Source organism: Alteromonas sp. BL110, assembly GCF_003443615.1.
In the GTDB taxonomy this organism is placed as follows: domain Bacteria; phylum Pseudomonadota; class Gammaproteobacteria; order Enterobacterales; family Alteromonadaceae; genus Alteromonas.
On record NZ_CP031967.1, the window covers coordinates 878,581 to 896,254 of the forward strand.

Below are 17,674 nucleotides of genomic sequence, written 5' to 3' on the forward strand. Positions count from 1 at the left end.
TCTATTACCTCTTACAGAGACAGTGCAGCCTCTACTACAGCGTCAGTGGTAATGTTGAAGTGCTTAAATAGGTCGCCTGCAGGTGCAGACTCACCAAAGGTGTCCATACCTACGATAGCGCCGTTAAAGCCAACGTACTTGTACCAACTGTCTTTAGACAAGGCTTCAACCGCTACACGTTTCACAACACTAGACGGCAATACGCTTTCACGGTAATCAGCAGACTGACGGTCAAATACGTCAGTTGATGGCATAGATACTACGCGAACGGCCTTACCTTGCTCGGTAAGTTTTTCTGCGGCTTCAACGGCTAGCTGAACTTCAGAACCGGTACCAATCAGAATAAGCTCTGGTGTACCTTCACAGTCTTTAAGTACGTAACCGCCTTTCGCGATATCTGAAACTTGTTGAGCCGTTCTTTCTTGCTGGGCTAAGCCTTGACGCGTGAAGATTAGGGTTGTTGGGCCGTCAGTGCGCTCAATAGCAGACTTCCACGACACAGCAGACTCAACCTGATCACAAGGACGCCAGTTATCAAGGTTAGGTGTTGCACGTAGAGCAACCACCTGCTCTACTGGCTGGTGCGTTGGGCCGTCTTCACCCAGACCAATTGAGTCGTGGGTGTAAACGAAAATAGCAGGCTGCTTCATTAGGGCCGCCATACGCACCGCATTACGTGCATATTCCATAAACATTAGGAAGGTTGCGCCGTACGCCTTGAAGCCACCGTGAAGGACAATACCATTCATCATGGCAGACATACCAAACTCACGCACACCGTAATAAATGTAGTTACCTGATGCATCGTTTGCTTCAACGCCTTTGCTACCTTCCCAAATGGTAAGGTTAGAACCCGCAAGGTCGGCAGAGCCGCCTAATAGCTCCGGAAGTAACGGGCCAAAGGCGTTTAATGCATTTTGCGACGCTTTACGTGAAGCAATGTTTTGTGGGTTAGCTTGAAGCTCAGCAATAATTGCATCTGCTTTGTCGCTGAAATCTGCTGGCAGTTCGCCATTTACACGGCGTTTAAATTCTGCTGCAAGCTCTGGATAAGCCGCTTCGTATGCTGCGAAAGCGTCGTTCCACGCGCTTTCCGCTTTTGAACCTTTCTCCTTACCGTCCCAGCCCGCGTAAATATCGTCTGGAATTTCGAACGCGCCATGGCTCCAGCCAAGCTTCTCACGCGTAGCGACAATTTCGTCATCGCCTAACGGTGCACCGTGGCACGACTCGGTACCTTCTTTATTAGGCGAACCAAAGCCAATGGTGGTTTTACAACAAATCAGTGTAGGCTGCGCCGTATTCGCTTGCGCTTTTTCAATAGCAGCTTTGACTTGCTCTGCATCGTGACCGTCAACACCTTCAATCACCTCCCAGCCGTAGCTCTTGAAGCGTGCCGGTGTATCGTCAGTGAACCAGCCTTCTACTTCACCATCAATTGAAATGCCGTTGTCATCCCAGAATGCGATGAGCTTACCAAGGCCAAGTGTACCTGCTAATGAACACGTCTCGTGAGAGATACCTTCCATCAAGCAGCCGTCGCCTAAGAATGCATAGGTGTGGTGATCAACAATGGTGTGACCGTCTTTGTTAAATTGGGCCGCCAATACTTTTTCAGCAAGCGCCATACCGACTGCATTACTGATACCTTGACCTAGTGGACCAGTGGTGGTTTCGACACCTGGCGCGTAACCGTACTCTGGGTGACCAGGCGTTTTAGAATGCAACTGACGGAAGTTCTTCAACTCTTCAATAGGCAGTTCGTAGCCTGAAAGATGTAGTAGAGAGTACAACAGCATCGAGCCGTGACCGTTTGAAAGTACAAAGCGATCGCGATTAGCCCAAGACGGGTTCGCAGGATTGTGTGATAAGAAATCACCCCATAGTACCTGCGCAATATCAGCCATCCCCATTGGGGCGCCTGGGTGACCAGATTTAGCTTGTTGAACGGCGTCCATGCTTAATGCACGGATAGCATTGGCGAGTTCACGACGAGAGGGCATGTTGTCTCCTGATTTATTTTGTATCTTTTGGTACCACGGTAGTAATTGATGTGAGTACTGAGGAACATCAATTTTTTGCTCTTACTCTACTTCTAGGCACTTTTGAATGTGAGGCTATTCTTACCCATGCCACCTTTCAGTTCAATGGATTTTCATTGCCATTATCGAAAGTAAATCCAAAAACATCAGAGAAGCTTATAAAGCTCACAGAATTGTGGATAACATTCCTTATACTTTGTCTTTGTTCTACATCGAAATAACCCTAAAAATGATCGGGTTATGTCAACTATTCGTAACAAAGAGACTTTTAGACGTCTAGAAGTAAAGACTGGTATTTATAACTTGTTTTAGTACAATATACGACTATTTTGATAATTTAACGCTTACGGAGCATTTATGGCCACGCATTTATTCACATCCGAGTCAGTGTCTGAAGGACATCCGGACAAAATTGCTGATCAGATCTCAGATGCGGTTCTTGACGCTATTTTAGAACAAGATCCTCGCGCTCGGGTGGCCTGCGAAACGTATGTAAAAACCGGTATGGTTTTAGTAGGTGGTGAAGTTACCACTTCTGCATGGGTAGACATTGAAGAGCTTACTCGTAACACAGTAAAAGAAATTGGCTATACGCATTCAGACATGGGCTTTGACGCCGATTCATGTGCCGTATTAAATGCTATTGGTAAACAGTCTCCTGATATTAATCAAGGTGTTGATCGCGCAAGCTTGGAAGAACAAGGCGCGGGCGACCAAGGCCTAATGTTCGGTTACGCTAGCGATGAAACTGACGTACTAATGCCGGCGCCTATCACGTACTCTCACCGCCTTGTACAAAAGCAAGCGGAAGTACGTAAATCTGGCAAACTAGATTGGTTGCGTCCAGATGCAAAAAGCCAAATCACTTTTAAATACGAAAACGACAAGCCAGTGGGCATTGACGCGGTGGTACTTTCAACCCAGCACTGTGACTCAGTAAGCACTGAAACGGTTCGCGAAGCGGTAATGGAAGAAATCATCAAGCCAGTACTGCCAAGTGAATGGATTGATGGAAATACGCGCTTTCACATCAACCCAACGGGTCGATTTGTTATCGGTGGTCCAATGGGCGACTGCGGCTTAACAGGCCGTAAAATCATCGTGGATACTTACGGCGGTATGGCTCGTCACGGTGGTGGTGCGTTCTCAGGTAAAGATCCATCAAAAGTAGACCGCAGTGCAGCATACGCGGGTCGTTATGTGGCTAAAAACATTGTTGCCGCGGGTCTTGCTAAGCGCTGTGAAATCCAGGTGTCTTACGCCATCGGTGTGGCAGAGCCGACCTCTATCAGCATTGATACCTTCGGTACAGGTGTAGTAGATGAGAAAACTCTTGTTGCACTTGTTCGCGAACATTTCGACTTACGTCCTTATGGTCTTATTCAGATGCTTGACCTTGAGCGCCCAATTTATCGCCCTACTGCAGCGTACGGTCACTTTGGTCGTGACGAATTCCCATGGGAAGCAACGGATAAAGCACAAGCGTTGAAAGCTTCAGTTTAATTCTATAAGCATATAACGCTTTTCGAAAACGCCGCTAGGTTGTTACGCTCTACATTGAAGCTATACAACCTAGCGGCGTTTTTTTATTGACGTCTGTCGAGTTAATTAAGTTAGCTAGATAGATTAAAAACGGTATAGACCATTTCCATCCTTTGTTTTTGGAACTATGCTTAAATAACGAACACACTGTCGCTTGTAGTTTCTAGTTGTTTACAAGCCATGATAACAACAACTTGGACTCTTCCATGAATATGGCTACTGGTATTTTCTTCGCCTTTGCACTGGCTGTCTCAATAACAGCCTTACCTGTGTTCGCGGATGTAAATGATACCCACTACAGCCCAATTCAATTTAAGAGCAAAAAGATAGCTCGGTGGCAGCTAACCAGTATGTACCGCGTTCAATCTACGACCGAAACCTACCTTTACGACAACACTTATACCTATCCAGCGGGTTCACAAGGTATCTTTAGCGCCAGCCGGCGGTTTAATACTTGGGTGCCACAGAAGGTCTATGCAACCTACAAAACAAACAATACCGCTTTTCAACATTATGCCGAATGGCTTTATTTACCTCACGATGTAGGTACTTTTACGCGATTGGGCTGGCTACTTGGCCAAAGTGAAGGGTTAAATATGGCCGTAGAGCTTGAGCATAGACAAGTTGGAGAAGAAGAGAATATGGCGCTTTCTTTAGGTGTTAATTACCTGTTCTAGGAATATCACTACCTTTAGCTTACTGAACGCCGTAACGTCAAAATTGTGCCTCCCTTACTGTAAAGGCAACACAGAATCACTTCTGAGTGAGCGCCATCGTTTTCGCATAGGTTTGCTGTATTATCATTGCATCAGAACTCGCCCGATGACGTTTTACGTCTAGCTCAGCGGAAAGACTATTTTTGACGTCGTGCCAGTTATCCATCTGAGATTCAGTCAATATATATTCAAGAGCACGGCAGGTAAACGACATGTCAATTTGCGCTGCTGAGTACAGTTTTATTAACCAAGGGTTATCTACCACCCATCCGTCACTGTATACAACCGTATTCCCTAAAAAATTATTGAGCTCAACACACACTTTGTGAGGCTCTTCGCCCCGAGCTTGTAACATTTGTTGAGAAATGCCGTGCAGCGATTGTGCTTTTGTATCCCAGTGCACCCAAGAGTCAAATGGCCTCAGTAGCTTGCACCACTTTGCACCATCATAGCGCACAATGCCTATTTCTATGGGGTAACTTGCTGCCCCAAATCCACTTGCTTCCACATCTATAATTGTAGGCAATGTTGTATTTTGCACTTACGCTCCAAACTACTGTTCTCCCTAATTTGTGTCAGAAAAAGAGAATATCCTTCACACTGGCACAGGTGTTTTTCAATTTTCATCGTGCTCTATGCCCTCGCATAGATGCTCACCAAATCACCATTTAGCTTCATACCTAGTGTTCGATAGCAGAATCGTGCCACATTGGTTTACTACCAAAAGAAGTGTAGTGGGTGTTTCCTAGAAAAACTGTCTACATAACAAGCAAAATTAGACTAAAGGATAATGCGTAAATAATAAAACGCTCAGCACATTGCTATACACTTTTAAGGGTAATCAATCAGGTGACTAACCCATGCGTGTACATCTTCTTCTATCAGCGCTTCTCGGCTTTATACTCTTGTTTAATTCATGCCAAGCTGACAGCACTCAAGCGCCGTTAATTATAGGTATTGATGCAGACCTCTCAGCGGTTGCTATAGAGGGAGGTGTTGCTATCACTCGAGGCGTAGAGCTAGCCGTTGAAGAGATCAACGCAAATGGGGGGATACTTGGTCGTACACTTAAAGTGATTGCGAAAGACCATCGAGGAAACCCAGCTCGCGGTATTTACAACATTGAAAAGTTTGCGCAAATGCCAAACCTGCTAGCCGTCATCGGCGGTGTACACACTCCTGTGGTGCTTGCGGAAATTGATATTATACATGCGAAAAATATTCTTATGCTGGTTCCCTGGGCCGCCGGCACCCCCATAGTAGACAATGAGCACTCCCCCAATAACGTTTTTAGGGTCTCAGTACGTGACGCTGAAGCAGCGTCTGTACTTATAGACTTTGTTAAATCCAGAGAATTATCAAGTGTCGCTTTGGTACTGGAGCGTACAGGGTGGGGACGCTCTAACCTTGAGTCTTTGACTAAAGCTGCTCAGGAAAAAGGGGTAAACATTAGCGCAACGTATTGGATTAATTGGCAACAGAAAGATTTTTCTGAAGATGCTAAGGCAATAAAAGATACGAAGGCGGACAGTGTCATATTAGTTACCAACGTACCTGAAGGTGTGGTTGTTGTAGATGCATTGGCTGAACAAGGGCTAAGCTCGCTCCCTGTTGTTTCTCACTGGGGTATAGCGTCAGGTCAGTTCGCATCTCAACTAGCCAACCCTATCAATCAGCACGACATATCAGTTCTTCAAACGTTTCACTTCCACCATCAGAAAAATAACAAGGCTAAACAACTGTTAGAAGCCTATTATAATAAATATGGGCTTATTGATGCATCAGCTATAGAAGGTGTCACGGGTTTAGCCCATGCATATGATTTAATTCATTTAATTGCTATCGCTGCCGATAAAGCGAATAGCATACAAGTTAACGAATTGCGCAATGCTCTCGAGTCGCTTAAAGACATCCAGGGCGCTGTTAAATACTATGAAGCTCCATTCACTAAAGAAAGGCATGATGCACTTTGGTCAAAGGATTATTTTATGACGAAGATTAATGATAAAGGCCATTTGGTAACAACGGGCAAGAAATAATGCAGCATGAACCTATGAGGCTGCGTTCTTTATTGCTTTCAAGCATGATCCCAAGGCTAGCGTTGCTAATAGCAGTGCTGTCCATTACGCTAGTTGCCCTTTCCTTTCATTTCATTGTTAAGCAAAGTAATGCCCTTCAGCAGCAGTCGGTAGAAGGGCTCGAGCAAGATATTAGCTTCATTGTAAGCGATACAACACGTCAGCTTGCAGATTTAGCGGCAAACGACATTATTATTAATTCGCTGGTCGATATTCAGCAGCGAGATAATTACCTACCTATGTTTTTTCGCTCTTTAAATCTCACCCAAGCAAAAACTGTAGAATTCGCACTGTTTGATTTTGCAGGTGAGAAAGTTATCGACAAAAACTGGAGTGCTACGCTTCCTGAGTCGTTAAGCAGTGCTTGGCGTCAGCAAACGCTTGGCTCATCAAACACCTTTTCTTCCGTATCTAAATACGGAGTCGTAATTAGCGTTCCCGTTTTACTCAATGGCGTCTCTGAAGGTGCCCTTGTCATGTATGTCGACAGCCTTCAATCATTACTGGCGCCCTATCCTAGACTTACTAACCAGTTAGTTACAGATTCAAACGGCAATGTACTATTTAGTAGCGAGCCCTCTTTAATAGCACCAAAATCAAGCTTTTTGGCGTTTAACCAAAGCGGTTATTCTATTAAGCAAACTAGCTGGAAGAACCTTCAGTTATATAGCGTTAAGCCAACTATCACTGCATACAGAGAGGTTGCTTGGACAGGCATCGTTTTATTAGCAATGATCGTGGGGTTCATTTTCATTATATTACATATGGTGAGTATGACCGGAACCTTAGCCGAACGAACCCTTTCGACGCTTTATGACGATATTAAAAATCGCCTCACTAGTGACAAAACGACGCCTTTAAACGATGAGTTGCAAGTTGAAGCAAAAGAGTTAGCCGACATTCGAGCTGCCTTCGACAAACTTATTTGGGATTTGACCGAGGTTTCTCTGTCTAACGAACAGTTTTCAAATGTGTTGGAGTCGATGGGCGACATGCTGGTTGTGGTCGATCAGAATCAAGAAATACTCATTTCAAATAAACGCTTCGACTTTTTTTGCGATGACCAATACGGTGAAAAGAATGCAATCTTGAAACTGATAGTGAGGAAGCTAGCTACACAGCAGAGCGATGAACTAACGCACTTTTCAGTGAATTCGGGCAAAGAGCTTTATATTCGCTGGACAAAAGCATCGCTTGCCGACGTAAATGGTAATATTCGTGGTGATATATATGTAGGCAGTGACGTTACCGAGCAGCGCGCATTAGAAAACCACGTTAACGTACTTACCCATGCCATGGATGAAGCGACTGTTTCAATTATTATTTCTGACGTCAAACGAGTTGGCCAGCCAATTATTTATGTAAATAGTGCATTTGAGGAATTAACTGGTTACAAACGAAGTGAAATGATTGGCCACAACTGCCGCTCTATGCAAGGTGATGAAACCAGTAAGCAAACCGTTGAGCAAATTCGCAAAGCCATTGCAACACGTGAGCCTATCGAAACGACATTACTCAATTATAGAAAAGACGGCAGCGCTTTTTATAACCGATTAAATTTAACCCCGGTTAAAACCGATGGTGAGGTGACGCATTACATCGGTTTCCAGCAAGATGTTACGCAACAGCGACAAACGGAACAATACCTTCAAGAAGCGAGAGAGAAAGCCGAAGAGTCTGCTCGACTGAAATCCAGTTTCTTAGCGAGTATGAGCCATGAAATACGTACGCCTATCCACGGTATATCGGGTGTTTTACAGTTAATGGCAAACTCTGAACTTACCGAAGAGCAAAAGCATTACCTTTCACTCGCTAAATTTAGTATTCAGGGCCTTTTACATATCGTAAATGACATTTTGGACTTTTCTAAAATTGAAGCAGGTCAGCTACAAATAGAAGATAACCCTTTCGATATTTTAGAGTCCCTAGAGAATCTCCAAAGTCAGTACGCCATTATGTGCCAAGAAAAAGGCCTTGAGCTACACTTCCACTTTGATTTACAGGGTTTCCACGTTGTACTAGGTGATGACGTTCGTTTCAGGCAAATTCTGTCGAACTTGTTGGGCAACGCTGTCAAGTTTACTGACACTGGATACATTGAAGTAACCACTAGTATTAAGCAAAACGCAGACGACAGCCTCACACTTTTATGTAGCGTAAAAGACACGGGGATAGGTATTGCACAAGATAAGCAAAGCACTATTTTTGACGTCTTCACGCAAGAAGATCTATCAACTACCCGCAAGTTTGGCGGAACCGGTCTAGGTTTATCAATTAGCAAACAACTTTGCGAACTTATGGGCGGCAATATAAAACTTGAAAGTGTAAAAGGTCACGGAAGTACGTTCTCTTTCACTATTTCTCTTGAGCCTGCGGATGAGACTTTGCTAGTCCCCGTGCACCATGCCTCTTCATCAAAACGAGAAAAAGGTAAAAAGCGTAAAGTACTCATTGTTGAAGACAACGATATCAATCAAATAATCGTGAAACAGCATCTGAGCAACCATACTACCCTAAGCGCCAAATCGGGTTTAGAAGCACTGCAAGCATTGAATAAAATGAAAGTGACCTTTGACGTCATCTTGATGGATTGTCAAATGCCTGAAATGGATGGCTTTGAAGCAACTAAACGCATTAGAGGCGGTGAAGCTGGAGAGCGTTATCTAAACGTCCCAATCATCGCCCTAACCGCCAATGCAATGAAAGGTGATAAAGAGCGGTGTGTTGAAGCGGGAATGGACGACTACTTAAGTAAGCCCTTCGATGCTGAAGACCTCATCGACAAGGTAGATCACTGGGCAAGTGTCGAAAGGAATGGTGAATTGGTATAAAGACAATGCTATGCCGTCGCTTTTCGTCCAAGGCGTTTTAAAGGTGAAGAAAACCTTACTGACTGAATAAAAAGACATAGGCTTACCAGCGTCATGCCAATCCATCCCACAGGTTTGAACACTTCACCAATTAGGAAAATAGCGAAAAATGTCGCAACCAGTGGTTCTATTAGTGTGATAAGCGTGGCTTTACTGGCTTCAGTAGTACGAAGACCATAACCAAACAGCAAGTATCCAAGAAACATCGGCACTACGGCCATATAAAGTGAAACACTAGTGTGGATAGCGTTAGCAAACAGGTTCTGACCGGTAAACCAAAGAGAGGGCAGTAGGACAATGGCAGCACAGCCGAATAGCCCAGCCATAGCAGATTTTGAGTTTGCGCCAGTGTCAATGTGTTGCTTCGCAGCCCACGAATATCCCGCGTAAGTTAAACCTGCAATTAAACCCAAAATAACGCCGAATATTTGATTACTTTTAGATGCAGATAGCTCTGATGCCCCCTCAGCTTTGCCCATAGCTAACAGGCCAATTCCAAGAACACCGAATATAAAGCTTATAAACCATTTCAAAGATACGGGCTTTTTACTTAGAAAATACTCTAAAAGTGCAGCGAATAGTGGCGCACTGGCGATAGAAACCACGGTACCTATGGCAACGCCTGACAAACGCATTGAGCTGTAAAAGGCCAGCGGATAAATTGCAACACAAGCACTGCCAAACAGAAAGATCAGTGGTGTAGAAAAAAGAATAGGTGCATCCTTTACCAGTAATTTTCGGGCACTAATACACAGCAACACACCACCTATGCCCATTGCAAAGGCGCCAATAGCCAGTGGGCTTACCGCTGGTGCAAACTGAGCCGCAGTACCTGTTGTCCCCCACAGAAAACTTGCGATAACAATTGATAGCATACCTTTTAGTACTTCATTTGTTCTCACTTGATTTTCCATGGTGTTTCTCCTTTTGACTCTCATTTTTTCTCTTCGGCTTAGATCGGCTTTAGGCTTTGAGCTGCCTTGTATTAACCGTTGCTGCAACTAAGATATTTTTTAAATTAAAGCTAAACCTCAACTAAGCCAGATCATACCTATATTATTAGCGATGTAATTAGCCTGATAGACGCTTGTTTTGACCTTTTAGACGTATTTTCGAGTCACAATATCAATTAACAAAAAATAAACTTAAAGAAATGCAAACCAACCAATACGACTAAAGTAGAAATATTTGTCTCATCAGATATGGAAAAAGCCAATTTTTTTTGCCACATTACCTCCTTGCCTAATAACAAAATAGAAACAAACACTCTGGATGAACTTATGTTTACATTAGAAAAACCGTCGTTTAGACGAAGCACACTTAGCATTGCGGTAATTGGGCTACTTAGCTCTGGCGCAATGGCACAGGACACACAACAAAAGGATGACGATGAATTTGAGCAAATTATAGTAACAGCAACAAAGCGCGCTGAATCCATTGAAGACATCCCCTTTTCAATTAACGCACAAACGCAGCGAGATTTTGAACGCAGTGGCGCTGGTAACTTAGAAGATGTAGCTAGAAATGTGGCAAGCGTTTCTATCCAAAATTTGGGGCCTGGGCAAAGTCAGGTTTCAATGCGTGGCGTATCGGCAGGGCAAATAGTACGTGACCAACCTGGCGTTAAAGAGCAAGTGGGCGTCTATCTTGATGAAAGTGTTATTTCGTTATCTCTATTTACCCCAGACCTCGATCTTTTTGATCTTAACCGCATAGAAACACTCCGTGGACCGCAAGGGACACTTTTTGGCTCGGGCTCTATCGGCGGAACCCTTCGTTACATTACCAACCAGCCTGAATTAGACACCTTTGAAGGTAAGTTTGAAGCTAACCTTAATAGTGTTACAGACGGCGGCGTGGGTGGTCATGTAAAAGGTATGGTGAACGTACCAATTTCCGATACGATTGCTATGCGCGCAGTAGTGTACCGCACAGACTATGCCGGCTTTATTGATGCGCTGGGCGAAAACGGCGCGTTTAGCGAGGACGTTAATGACGGTGACAGAACTGGCGGACGAGTTGCGTTTATTATCGCACCTAACGATAAACTTACTATAACACCGCGACTAATCTTCCAAGAACTTGAGATGAACGGGTTTAACAGGGAAGAAGTCTATAACGTCTTTGCAAACCCTTACACGACGACACGTCCGGCTATTCAAATGGGTGAGCGCGAACAGTATCTGCTGCTTGAGGAAGGGTTTACTGACGAAACCTTGATAGCCGATGTAACCGCTGAATACCAAGCTGACGTTGCTGATTTTACTTTTGTTTATAGCTATACCGACCGAGATATACTGGTAAGCCGTGATGCCAGCGCGCTTTCCGGTTCGGTAAGTATCGACTTGGGCTTTCCAGATGAAGCTGTGCTATTACCGTCGAACCTATTAGACAGAACCGAAGTAGAGCAAGACACCTTTGAGCTTCGCGCAGCATCTAATGATGATGGCGCACTAGACTGGCTAGTTGGCGCTTTTTACTCTTCAACTGAACGCGTTTACGATCAATCACTTCCTACCCCCGGCTATGATGCGTTTACAGATGCAACATTAGGTGAAGGCACGTCAGCAGCGGTTGCCAATGGTTTTGAGCCAGACTCGCCTTATAACGCTTACTTGCCCTATGACTTAAAGCAGCTTGCTGTTTTTGGTGAAGTGAATTATCAAGTTAACGATGATTTCAAAATGACCGTGGGCTCTCGCTTTTACGATTATGAAGAAGAGCGCCAGTTTATTTCTGGGGGCTTATTTGCCAACGGCGACAACCAGACCGATTCTACAGAGTCTGATGGCTTTACCTCTCGTGTAATTGGCCAGTATAGCCTGAACGAAAACGTAAACTTAAACGCTCAAGTGTCGCAAGGATTTAGACTTGGCGGCGTCAATGACCCGCTAAATAGAAGCCTGTGTACCGACCAAGATGAAGCCATCTTTGGTTCATTCCAAGACTATGACGATGAAAAACTCACTAACTATGAGATAGGCATGAAATCGTCAGGACGAGGCTGGACAGCTAACGTTTCAGCTTTCTATAACGACATCGAAGACCTTCAAGTTACGTTAGATGCGGGTTCTTGTTCGTCACGGGTGTCATTTAACGTACCTGAAGCGCACACCCAAGGTATTGAATTCGAACTTACACGACAGTTTACCGATCAGCTATTTTTCTCATTAACCGGAAGCATCATTGAAGCTGAGTTCGATTCAACGGTCGTTGACGGCGATGGTGCGGTGCTAGGTGGCGTTGAAGATGGCAACCGTTTGGCGTCAGTACCTGAAGAAAGCTTCGCTATCGCTTTTACCTATGATTTAGCGCAGCCTTTATTCTCGTCTAATAGCACCTACTTCCAAGGTTCGTATCAATATGTTGGCGATCGTATTACACAACCTAGCGACCAAGTTGCTGGTGCAGGCACCTTCACATCAGGGCTTGCATTTGGTGGTGCCACCGGTACTGAGACAACGGAGTTAGATTTGTTGCTAGACGACTACGGCACCATGAACATGAGCTTTGGTCTTACCTACGATGACTACGAAATCTTGCTGTATGCCAACAACCTGTTTGATGAAAACGCACAGCTTTCGTTTGATAGAGAGCGCGGTGGACGTGCTCGACTTGGATTTACCGTCAATCAGCCGCGCACAGTAGGCGCAACTTTCCGTTACTTCTTCCAGTAACGAGCGATAAATGTCTCTGCTTGAGGATTTACTTTCAGGCAGAGGCCTCACCTGCTAAAGGAATAGCCCTCACCTGCTAAAGGTATAGCTCTCATCTAATTTAAGGAAAGTATTGTCTAAAAGCATCACAATAAACACGCTTTGAGAAGCTATCTAGGAAAAGAGTGGAGTTGGCCGTAAGCCGGGTTCTGTCGTGGGCAACCATTCCTCTAGATCAGCAATCGCTCACTGATTCAAGCAACCTACCCGATCCCCATGCGGGCCACACGTTGAGGGATCCTATTTGGTCTTGCTCCGGGTGGAGTTTACCTTGCCACACTCTGTTACCAGAGGTGCGGTGCGCTCTTACCGCACCCTTTCACCCTTACCGGCATGTAAACATGCTTAGGCGGTCTTCTCTCTGCTGCACTTGTCGTCGGCTCGCGCCGCCCAGACGTTATCTGGCACCCTGCCCTTTGGAGCCCGGACTTTCCTCCCCTTTCTTACGAAAGCGGCGATTGCCTGGCCAACTCCGCGGCGCATTCTACATGAAGTACCCTACAATAGCACCCTATTCCTGCTCGTTGTAAAAGCATTGCTCTACGGCGTTTTTATCGAGCAGTTTTGTAATTATAAAAATTTGATCACCCGTTTCTATTTTCGTGCTTCCTTTGGGTATAAGGGTTTCTTCACCACGGGCAATCATTGCTACTACCGTATTGTCAGGTAGTGATAATTCACTGATCGTTTTATCTAGAGCTGGTGATAACTTGGATACTTCTATTTCTATAAGTTCGCGCTTGCTCTTAGCGACTTTCACAATTTCTAGGGTACTCGACGATTTAACGTTATCACCTAACACTAAACCTAATTTGCGGGCCGCATACGGAAGGGTAGAACCTTGCAACAAGGCCGAAATTAGCACGATAAAGAACACCACATTGAATATAAGCTCAGCGTAAGGCATGCCAAATATTAGCGGGAATATAGCTAAAATAATCGGCACCGAACCTCGCAGCCCCACCCATGATATGAGAAGCGATGCTTTAAACGAGAACTTTGAGAGCAGCAAAATAGGCATTACCACCAACGGACGTGCTATAAAAATAAGTACTAGAGCAATTAACAACCCTTCTTTCCAGCTAACAAAAAGCTCGGTGGGCGTCACTAGCAAACCCAATATAACGAACATGGCAATTTGCCCTAACCAAGCCAGCCCATCCAAAAAAACAAAAGTATTTCGCTGATAAGCAAAGCGGCTGTTACCCACTATTACGCCAGTAATAAAAGTAGCGAGGAAGCCGCTGCCATTTAGGTTAGCTGCTAAGCCAAAAGACAACACCCCAAACAACATTACAAATACCGGGTACAAACCTATAGCCATTAAAGTCACGCGTCTGAAAAGCCACACGGCAATACCGCCAATAGCAAGTCCAACAGCAGCGCCAACGCCCATTTGGCTAGCAAACAGGGAAAGTAAATCCAGTGGTTTAGTCGTGCTGTCTTGAATAAGGGTTATAAGGCCAATAGTAAGGAATATAGCCATAGGATCGTTCGACGCACTTTCCAGCTCCAGAGTCGATTTAATCTTAGCGGGAATGCGTATACCTGCGTTGCGCAACACAGAAAAAACCGCAGCTGCATCAGTTGACCCAACGATAGCACCGAGCAATAAGCCTTTATAAAGCGGTAAATCGAGAATAACCATAGCAGCCACACCAGTGAGCACTGCCGTACCCACCACACCAAAGGTGGCGAGCAAAGCCGCTGGCTTCCACGCATGAATTATAGACTTCTTAGACGTTTGCAGGCCGCCATCAAATAGAATAAGAATAAGTGCAAACGTGCCTATAGCATGGGCGGCATCAGCATTATCAAAGAATATTCGGCCAATGCCATCTTCACCAGCCAGCATACCTACGCCGAGGAATAGCACCAGAACAGGTACACCAAAACGCGGAGACAGCTTGCTAGCCAGCACACCTAAAATGGCCAGCACTGCGCTGATTAAAATAATGTGATCAACTGCAAACATTATACGTTCCTTATTGCCCTTGAGGCACATACGCAACCTGAGTATGAGCATCAAGGCTTCCTGTTAATACTGCTACTTTACCGCGTTTTTCTACCAAAGTATTGAGGTACACAAGGGTATCGAGGTACAAAAACGCGGCGAAGTACTGAGGTTAAGGAACTTGTGTCGCCTAAGGGATGTGCGACAACGAAGCCCTAATTTCTTCTGCAGTGGGCTTTAACTGTGCTTTACCCTGTTTCTCTCTTCTGCTTCCCAATAGATATAGTAATGTAGAGGTAATAAACAAGGTCGAAGACGTGCCAATTACAACAGCAAAGACCATAGGCACTGCGAAGCTTTCTACTGCGTCACCGCCAAACAAAGCCATTGGAAGCAGCGCTAGCAATGTGGTAACAGACGTAAATACCGTGCGACTTAATGTGCTGTTCACCGCTTCATTAACAGTGTTCGCTAAAGATTTAGCTGGGTCTAAGCGTAATAATTCGCGGATGCGATCAAGCACCACCACTTTATCGTTTATCGAATAACCAATAAGCGCTAATAACGCTGCAACGGCGGTTAAGTTAAACTCGATTCCCGTTAATGCGAAAAAGCCTATTGTCTTGGTTAAATCAAGTACAACAGTAAGTAGCGCAGCCGTTGCGAAATGCGCTTCAAAACGCGCCCACAAATACGCCAGCATTCCGCCACCAGCTATAAGCAGCGCAAGAATAGATAGCTCCGCGAAACCTCCGCTGACTTTTGGTCCAACCATATCAATTTTATCAAAACTTACGTGGTCGTCAGCTTGAGAAATCGCACGTTTTAAACCGTCAGTCTGCTCTGCATTGCTATTTTCAACCTCTTCACCGCTATCTAGAACAGGCGCTCGCAACAAATAATGATGCTCACTGCCATATTCCTGAATTGCTACCTGATCAAAACCATTACTTTCAATGACATCTCGTAACTCGTCAGTCGAAAGAGCTGGCGCGGTCAACTCAATCATAGTACCGCCAGTAAAGTCGACGCCATAATGTAAACCTGGTTTGGCAAATAATCCGATTGAGAGAACTGTTAGCACTACTGAAATAGACAATGCAATTTTACGTTTTGCAAGAAAGTTAATACCGCTAAGCTTATCGCTTAAGCGCAGTAGTGGTGAAGAGAAGCGCATAGGCGTGCGATCTCTTACATTTCTTTTTTTCGACTTGACCGCTTTTAGCATTAACATTTTAGTTAAAGCAACCGCAGTAAATACTGAGGATACAAGCCCAAGAGCAATGGTAATGGCAAACCCTTTGATAGGCCCACTACCGAACATAAACAACAAGCTTACCGCTATAAGCGTAGTGAAGTTTGAATCTACTATTGTTGCGAATGCTTTTTCAAAGCCCACTTCTATTGCACTGGCTGCCGGACGGCCTTTTTTACTTTCTTCGCGAATACGCTCATTAATTAAAATGTTCGCATCTACCGCCATACCCATAGTCAGAATCAAACCTGCGATACCCGGTAACGTCAGTGTTGCACCAAATAAGGTTAACGCGCCAAACACCAATGCCATGTTGATACACAGAGCAAAACTTGCAATTGCCCCCCACCTGCCGTAAATCGCCACCATAAATGCCAATACCAGTAACGCACCTATCACGCCGCTTTCAACACCAGTTTGAATAGCATCACTACCTAAATCAGGCCCCACCGTGCGTTCTTCAATTATGCTAAGTGGCACGGGTAGCGCGCCAGTGCGAAGCATTAACGCGGTATTACTCGCCTCTGGCAAGGTGAAGTTTCCGGTAATTTCTCCGCGACCACCTGGGATCACGCTGTTAATAACCGGGGCGGTCACCACTTTATCGTCAAGCACAATAGCAAGCACGCGGCCAATGTTGTCACGGGTCATAGTGGCAAACTGCTTAGCACCGGCACTGTCTAAACGAAACGTCACTACAGGCTGACCGGTTTCACTGCTTAGAACACCGGCCGCATCAGTGATATGTTCGCCTTCTAGCGCCACTTTTTGTTCTAAGCGATAGGTATTACCCGCCGCGTCTTGCTTATTCATTACCTGCTCAGACTGGCTGTTCGCGGCCCAGTGAAAAGTCATTTGTGCGGTAGTGCCCAGTAGCTTTTTCACTTGGGTTGGGTCCGACATACCTGGCATCTGAACTAAAATCGCGTCTTTACCCTGCAAGGTAACACTGGGTTCCGTAAGCCCCGTTTCGTTCAAACGCTTTCGTACTACCTCAACACTTCGACTTAACGTGTCCTTAATTAGCTGCTCAGCATAGAGTTCATTAAGTGTAAGAGAGACGGTGTTTTGCTTTATCGCAACATCAAGTGCACTTGTTCCGTTCGGTTGCGCCGAAATTTGATAGGCAATGTCTTTAACCTTTCTTGCATCGTCTGTACTGCGTAACGTAAAAACAACCCTTTCAACACTATCTACGCTGCTGGCCTTCGAAGAAAGAGAATGAGTTGTTCTGGTATAGCGTACATTTTGACTACGTAACTCGCTAAGTACATCGCTAGAAAAACTGCTGAGTTGCTTCTCAAACAAAGCATTTGTGTCTGCTGCTAAGAGAAGATGCGATCCGCCCCGTAAATCTAAGCCTAATGAAAGTGTGTTAGTGGTGTACCACGTGGGTAACTGCTGTTTAACTGATTGTGGCAATATGTTGGGCGCAGCGCTCAGTAAACCGAGCATAACGATGAGCACATACACAAAGCCACGAAATGAAAATCGTGCCATT

The 17,674-nt window shown here is 45.0% G+C and carries 10 protein-coding genes and 1 other RNA gene; 5 read left to right on the plus strand and 6 right to left on the minus strand.

What is annotated here, in order from left to right:
• Positions 1-11: 11 nt before the first annotated feature.
• The gene (tkt, locus tag D1814_RS03805) at positions 12-2,003 is read right to left on the minus strand and encodes a transketolase (protein WP_118490181.1); all 1,992 of its coding nucleotides are present in this window, start codon (positions 2,001-2,003) and stop codon (positions 12-14) included.
• Between the two features lie 396 nt (positions 2,004-2,399).
• Between tkt and metK the strand changes: the two genes are divergently transcribed.
• Positions 2,400-3,545 carry a methionine adenosyltransferase gene (metK, locus tag D1814_RS03810; protein WP_118490182.1) on the plus strand — a complete coding sequence of 382 codons (1,146 nt, stop codon included), beginning with the start codon at positions 2,400-2,402 and terminating at the stop codon, positions 3,543-3,545.
• Between the two features lie 245 nt (positions 3,546-3,790).
• Positions 3,791-4,261, plus strand: coding sequence for a hypothetical protein (locus D1814_RS03815; protein WP_118490183.1), 471 nt, complete (start codon positions 3,791-3,793; stop codon positions 4,259-4,261).
• 76 nt (positions 4,262-4,337) lie between these two features.
• Here D1814_RS03815 and D1814_RS03820 read toward each other — a convergent pair whose 3' ends face one another.
• Entirely contained in the window at positions 4,338-4,841 is a 504-nt protein-coding gene (locus tag D1814_RS03820; protein WP_118490184.1) for a 3'-5' exonuclease, read from the minus strand.
• Positions 4,842-5,160: 319 nt separating this feature from the next.
• On the opposite strand from D1814_RS03820, the gene D1814_RS03825 reads away from it, so the two are divergent.
• Together D1814_RS03825 and D1814_RS03830 are read left to right on the plus strand one after the other, a co-directional pair.
• On the plus strand, positions 5,161-6,339 hold the full coding sequence (locus tag D1814_RS03825; RefSeq protein WP_118490185.1) for an ABC transporter substrate-binding protein: 1,179 nt from the start codon (positions 5,161-5,163) through the stop codon (positions 6,337-6,339).
• The gene (locus D1814_RS03830; protein WP_118490186.1) at positions 6,339-9,209 is read left to right on the plus strand and encodes an ATP-binding protein; all 2,871 of its coding nucleotides are present in this window, start codon (positions 6,339-6,341) and stop codon (positions 9,207-9,209) included. The genes D1814_RS03825 and D1814_RS03830 overlap by 1 nt, the downstream gene beginning before the upstream one ends.
• 8 nt (positions 9,210-9,217) lie before the next feature.
• Here the strand turns inward: D1814_RS03830 and D1814_RS03835 are convergent, their stop codons facing one another.
• Positions 9,218-10,162 carry a DMT family transporter gene (locus tag D1814_RS03835; protein WP_118490187.1) on the minus strand — a complete coding sequence of 315 codons (945 nt, stop codon included), beginning with the start codon at positions 10,160-10,162 and terminating at the stop codon, positions 9,218-9,220.
• 366 nt (positions 10,163-10,528) lie between these two features.
• Between D1814_RS03835 and D1814_RS03840 the strand changes: the two genes are divergently transcribed.
• Entirely contained in the window at positions 10,529-12,925 is a 2,397-nt protein-coding gene (locus D1814_RS03840) for a TonB-dependent receptor (RefSeq protein ID WP_118495294.1), read from the plus strand.
• A 162-nt stretch (positions 12,926-13,087) separates the two neighbouring features.
• Here the strand turns inward: D1814_RS03840 and rnpB are convergent.
• The 3 genes from rnpB to secD form a co-directional block, all read right to left on the minus strand.
• Positions 13,088-13,438: RNase P RNA component class A (gene rnpB / locus D1814_RS03845), an RNA gene on the minus strand.
• Positions 13,439-13,475: 37 nt separating this feature from the next.
• Positions 13,476-14,939, minus strand: coding sequence for a potassium/proton antiporter (locus tag D1814_RS03850; RefSeq protein WP_118490188.1), 1,464 nt, complete (start codon positions 14,937-14,939; stop codon positions 13,476-13,478).
• Positions 14,940-15,108: 169 nt separating this feature from the next.
• Complete coding sequence (gene secD / locus D1814_RS03855; RefSeq protein ID WP_118490189.1) at positions 15,109-17,673, minus strand: protein translocase subunit SecD; 2,565 nt, start codon at positions 17,671-17,673, stop codon at positions 15,109-15,111.
• Position 17,674 lies beyond the last annotated feature (1 nt).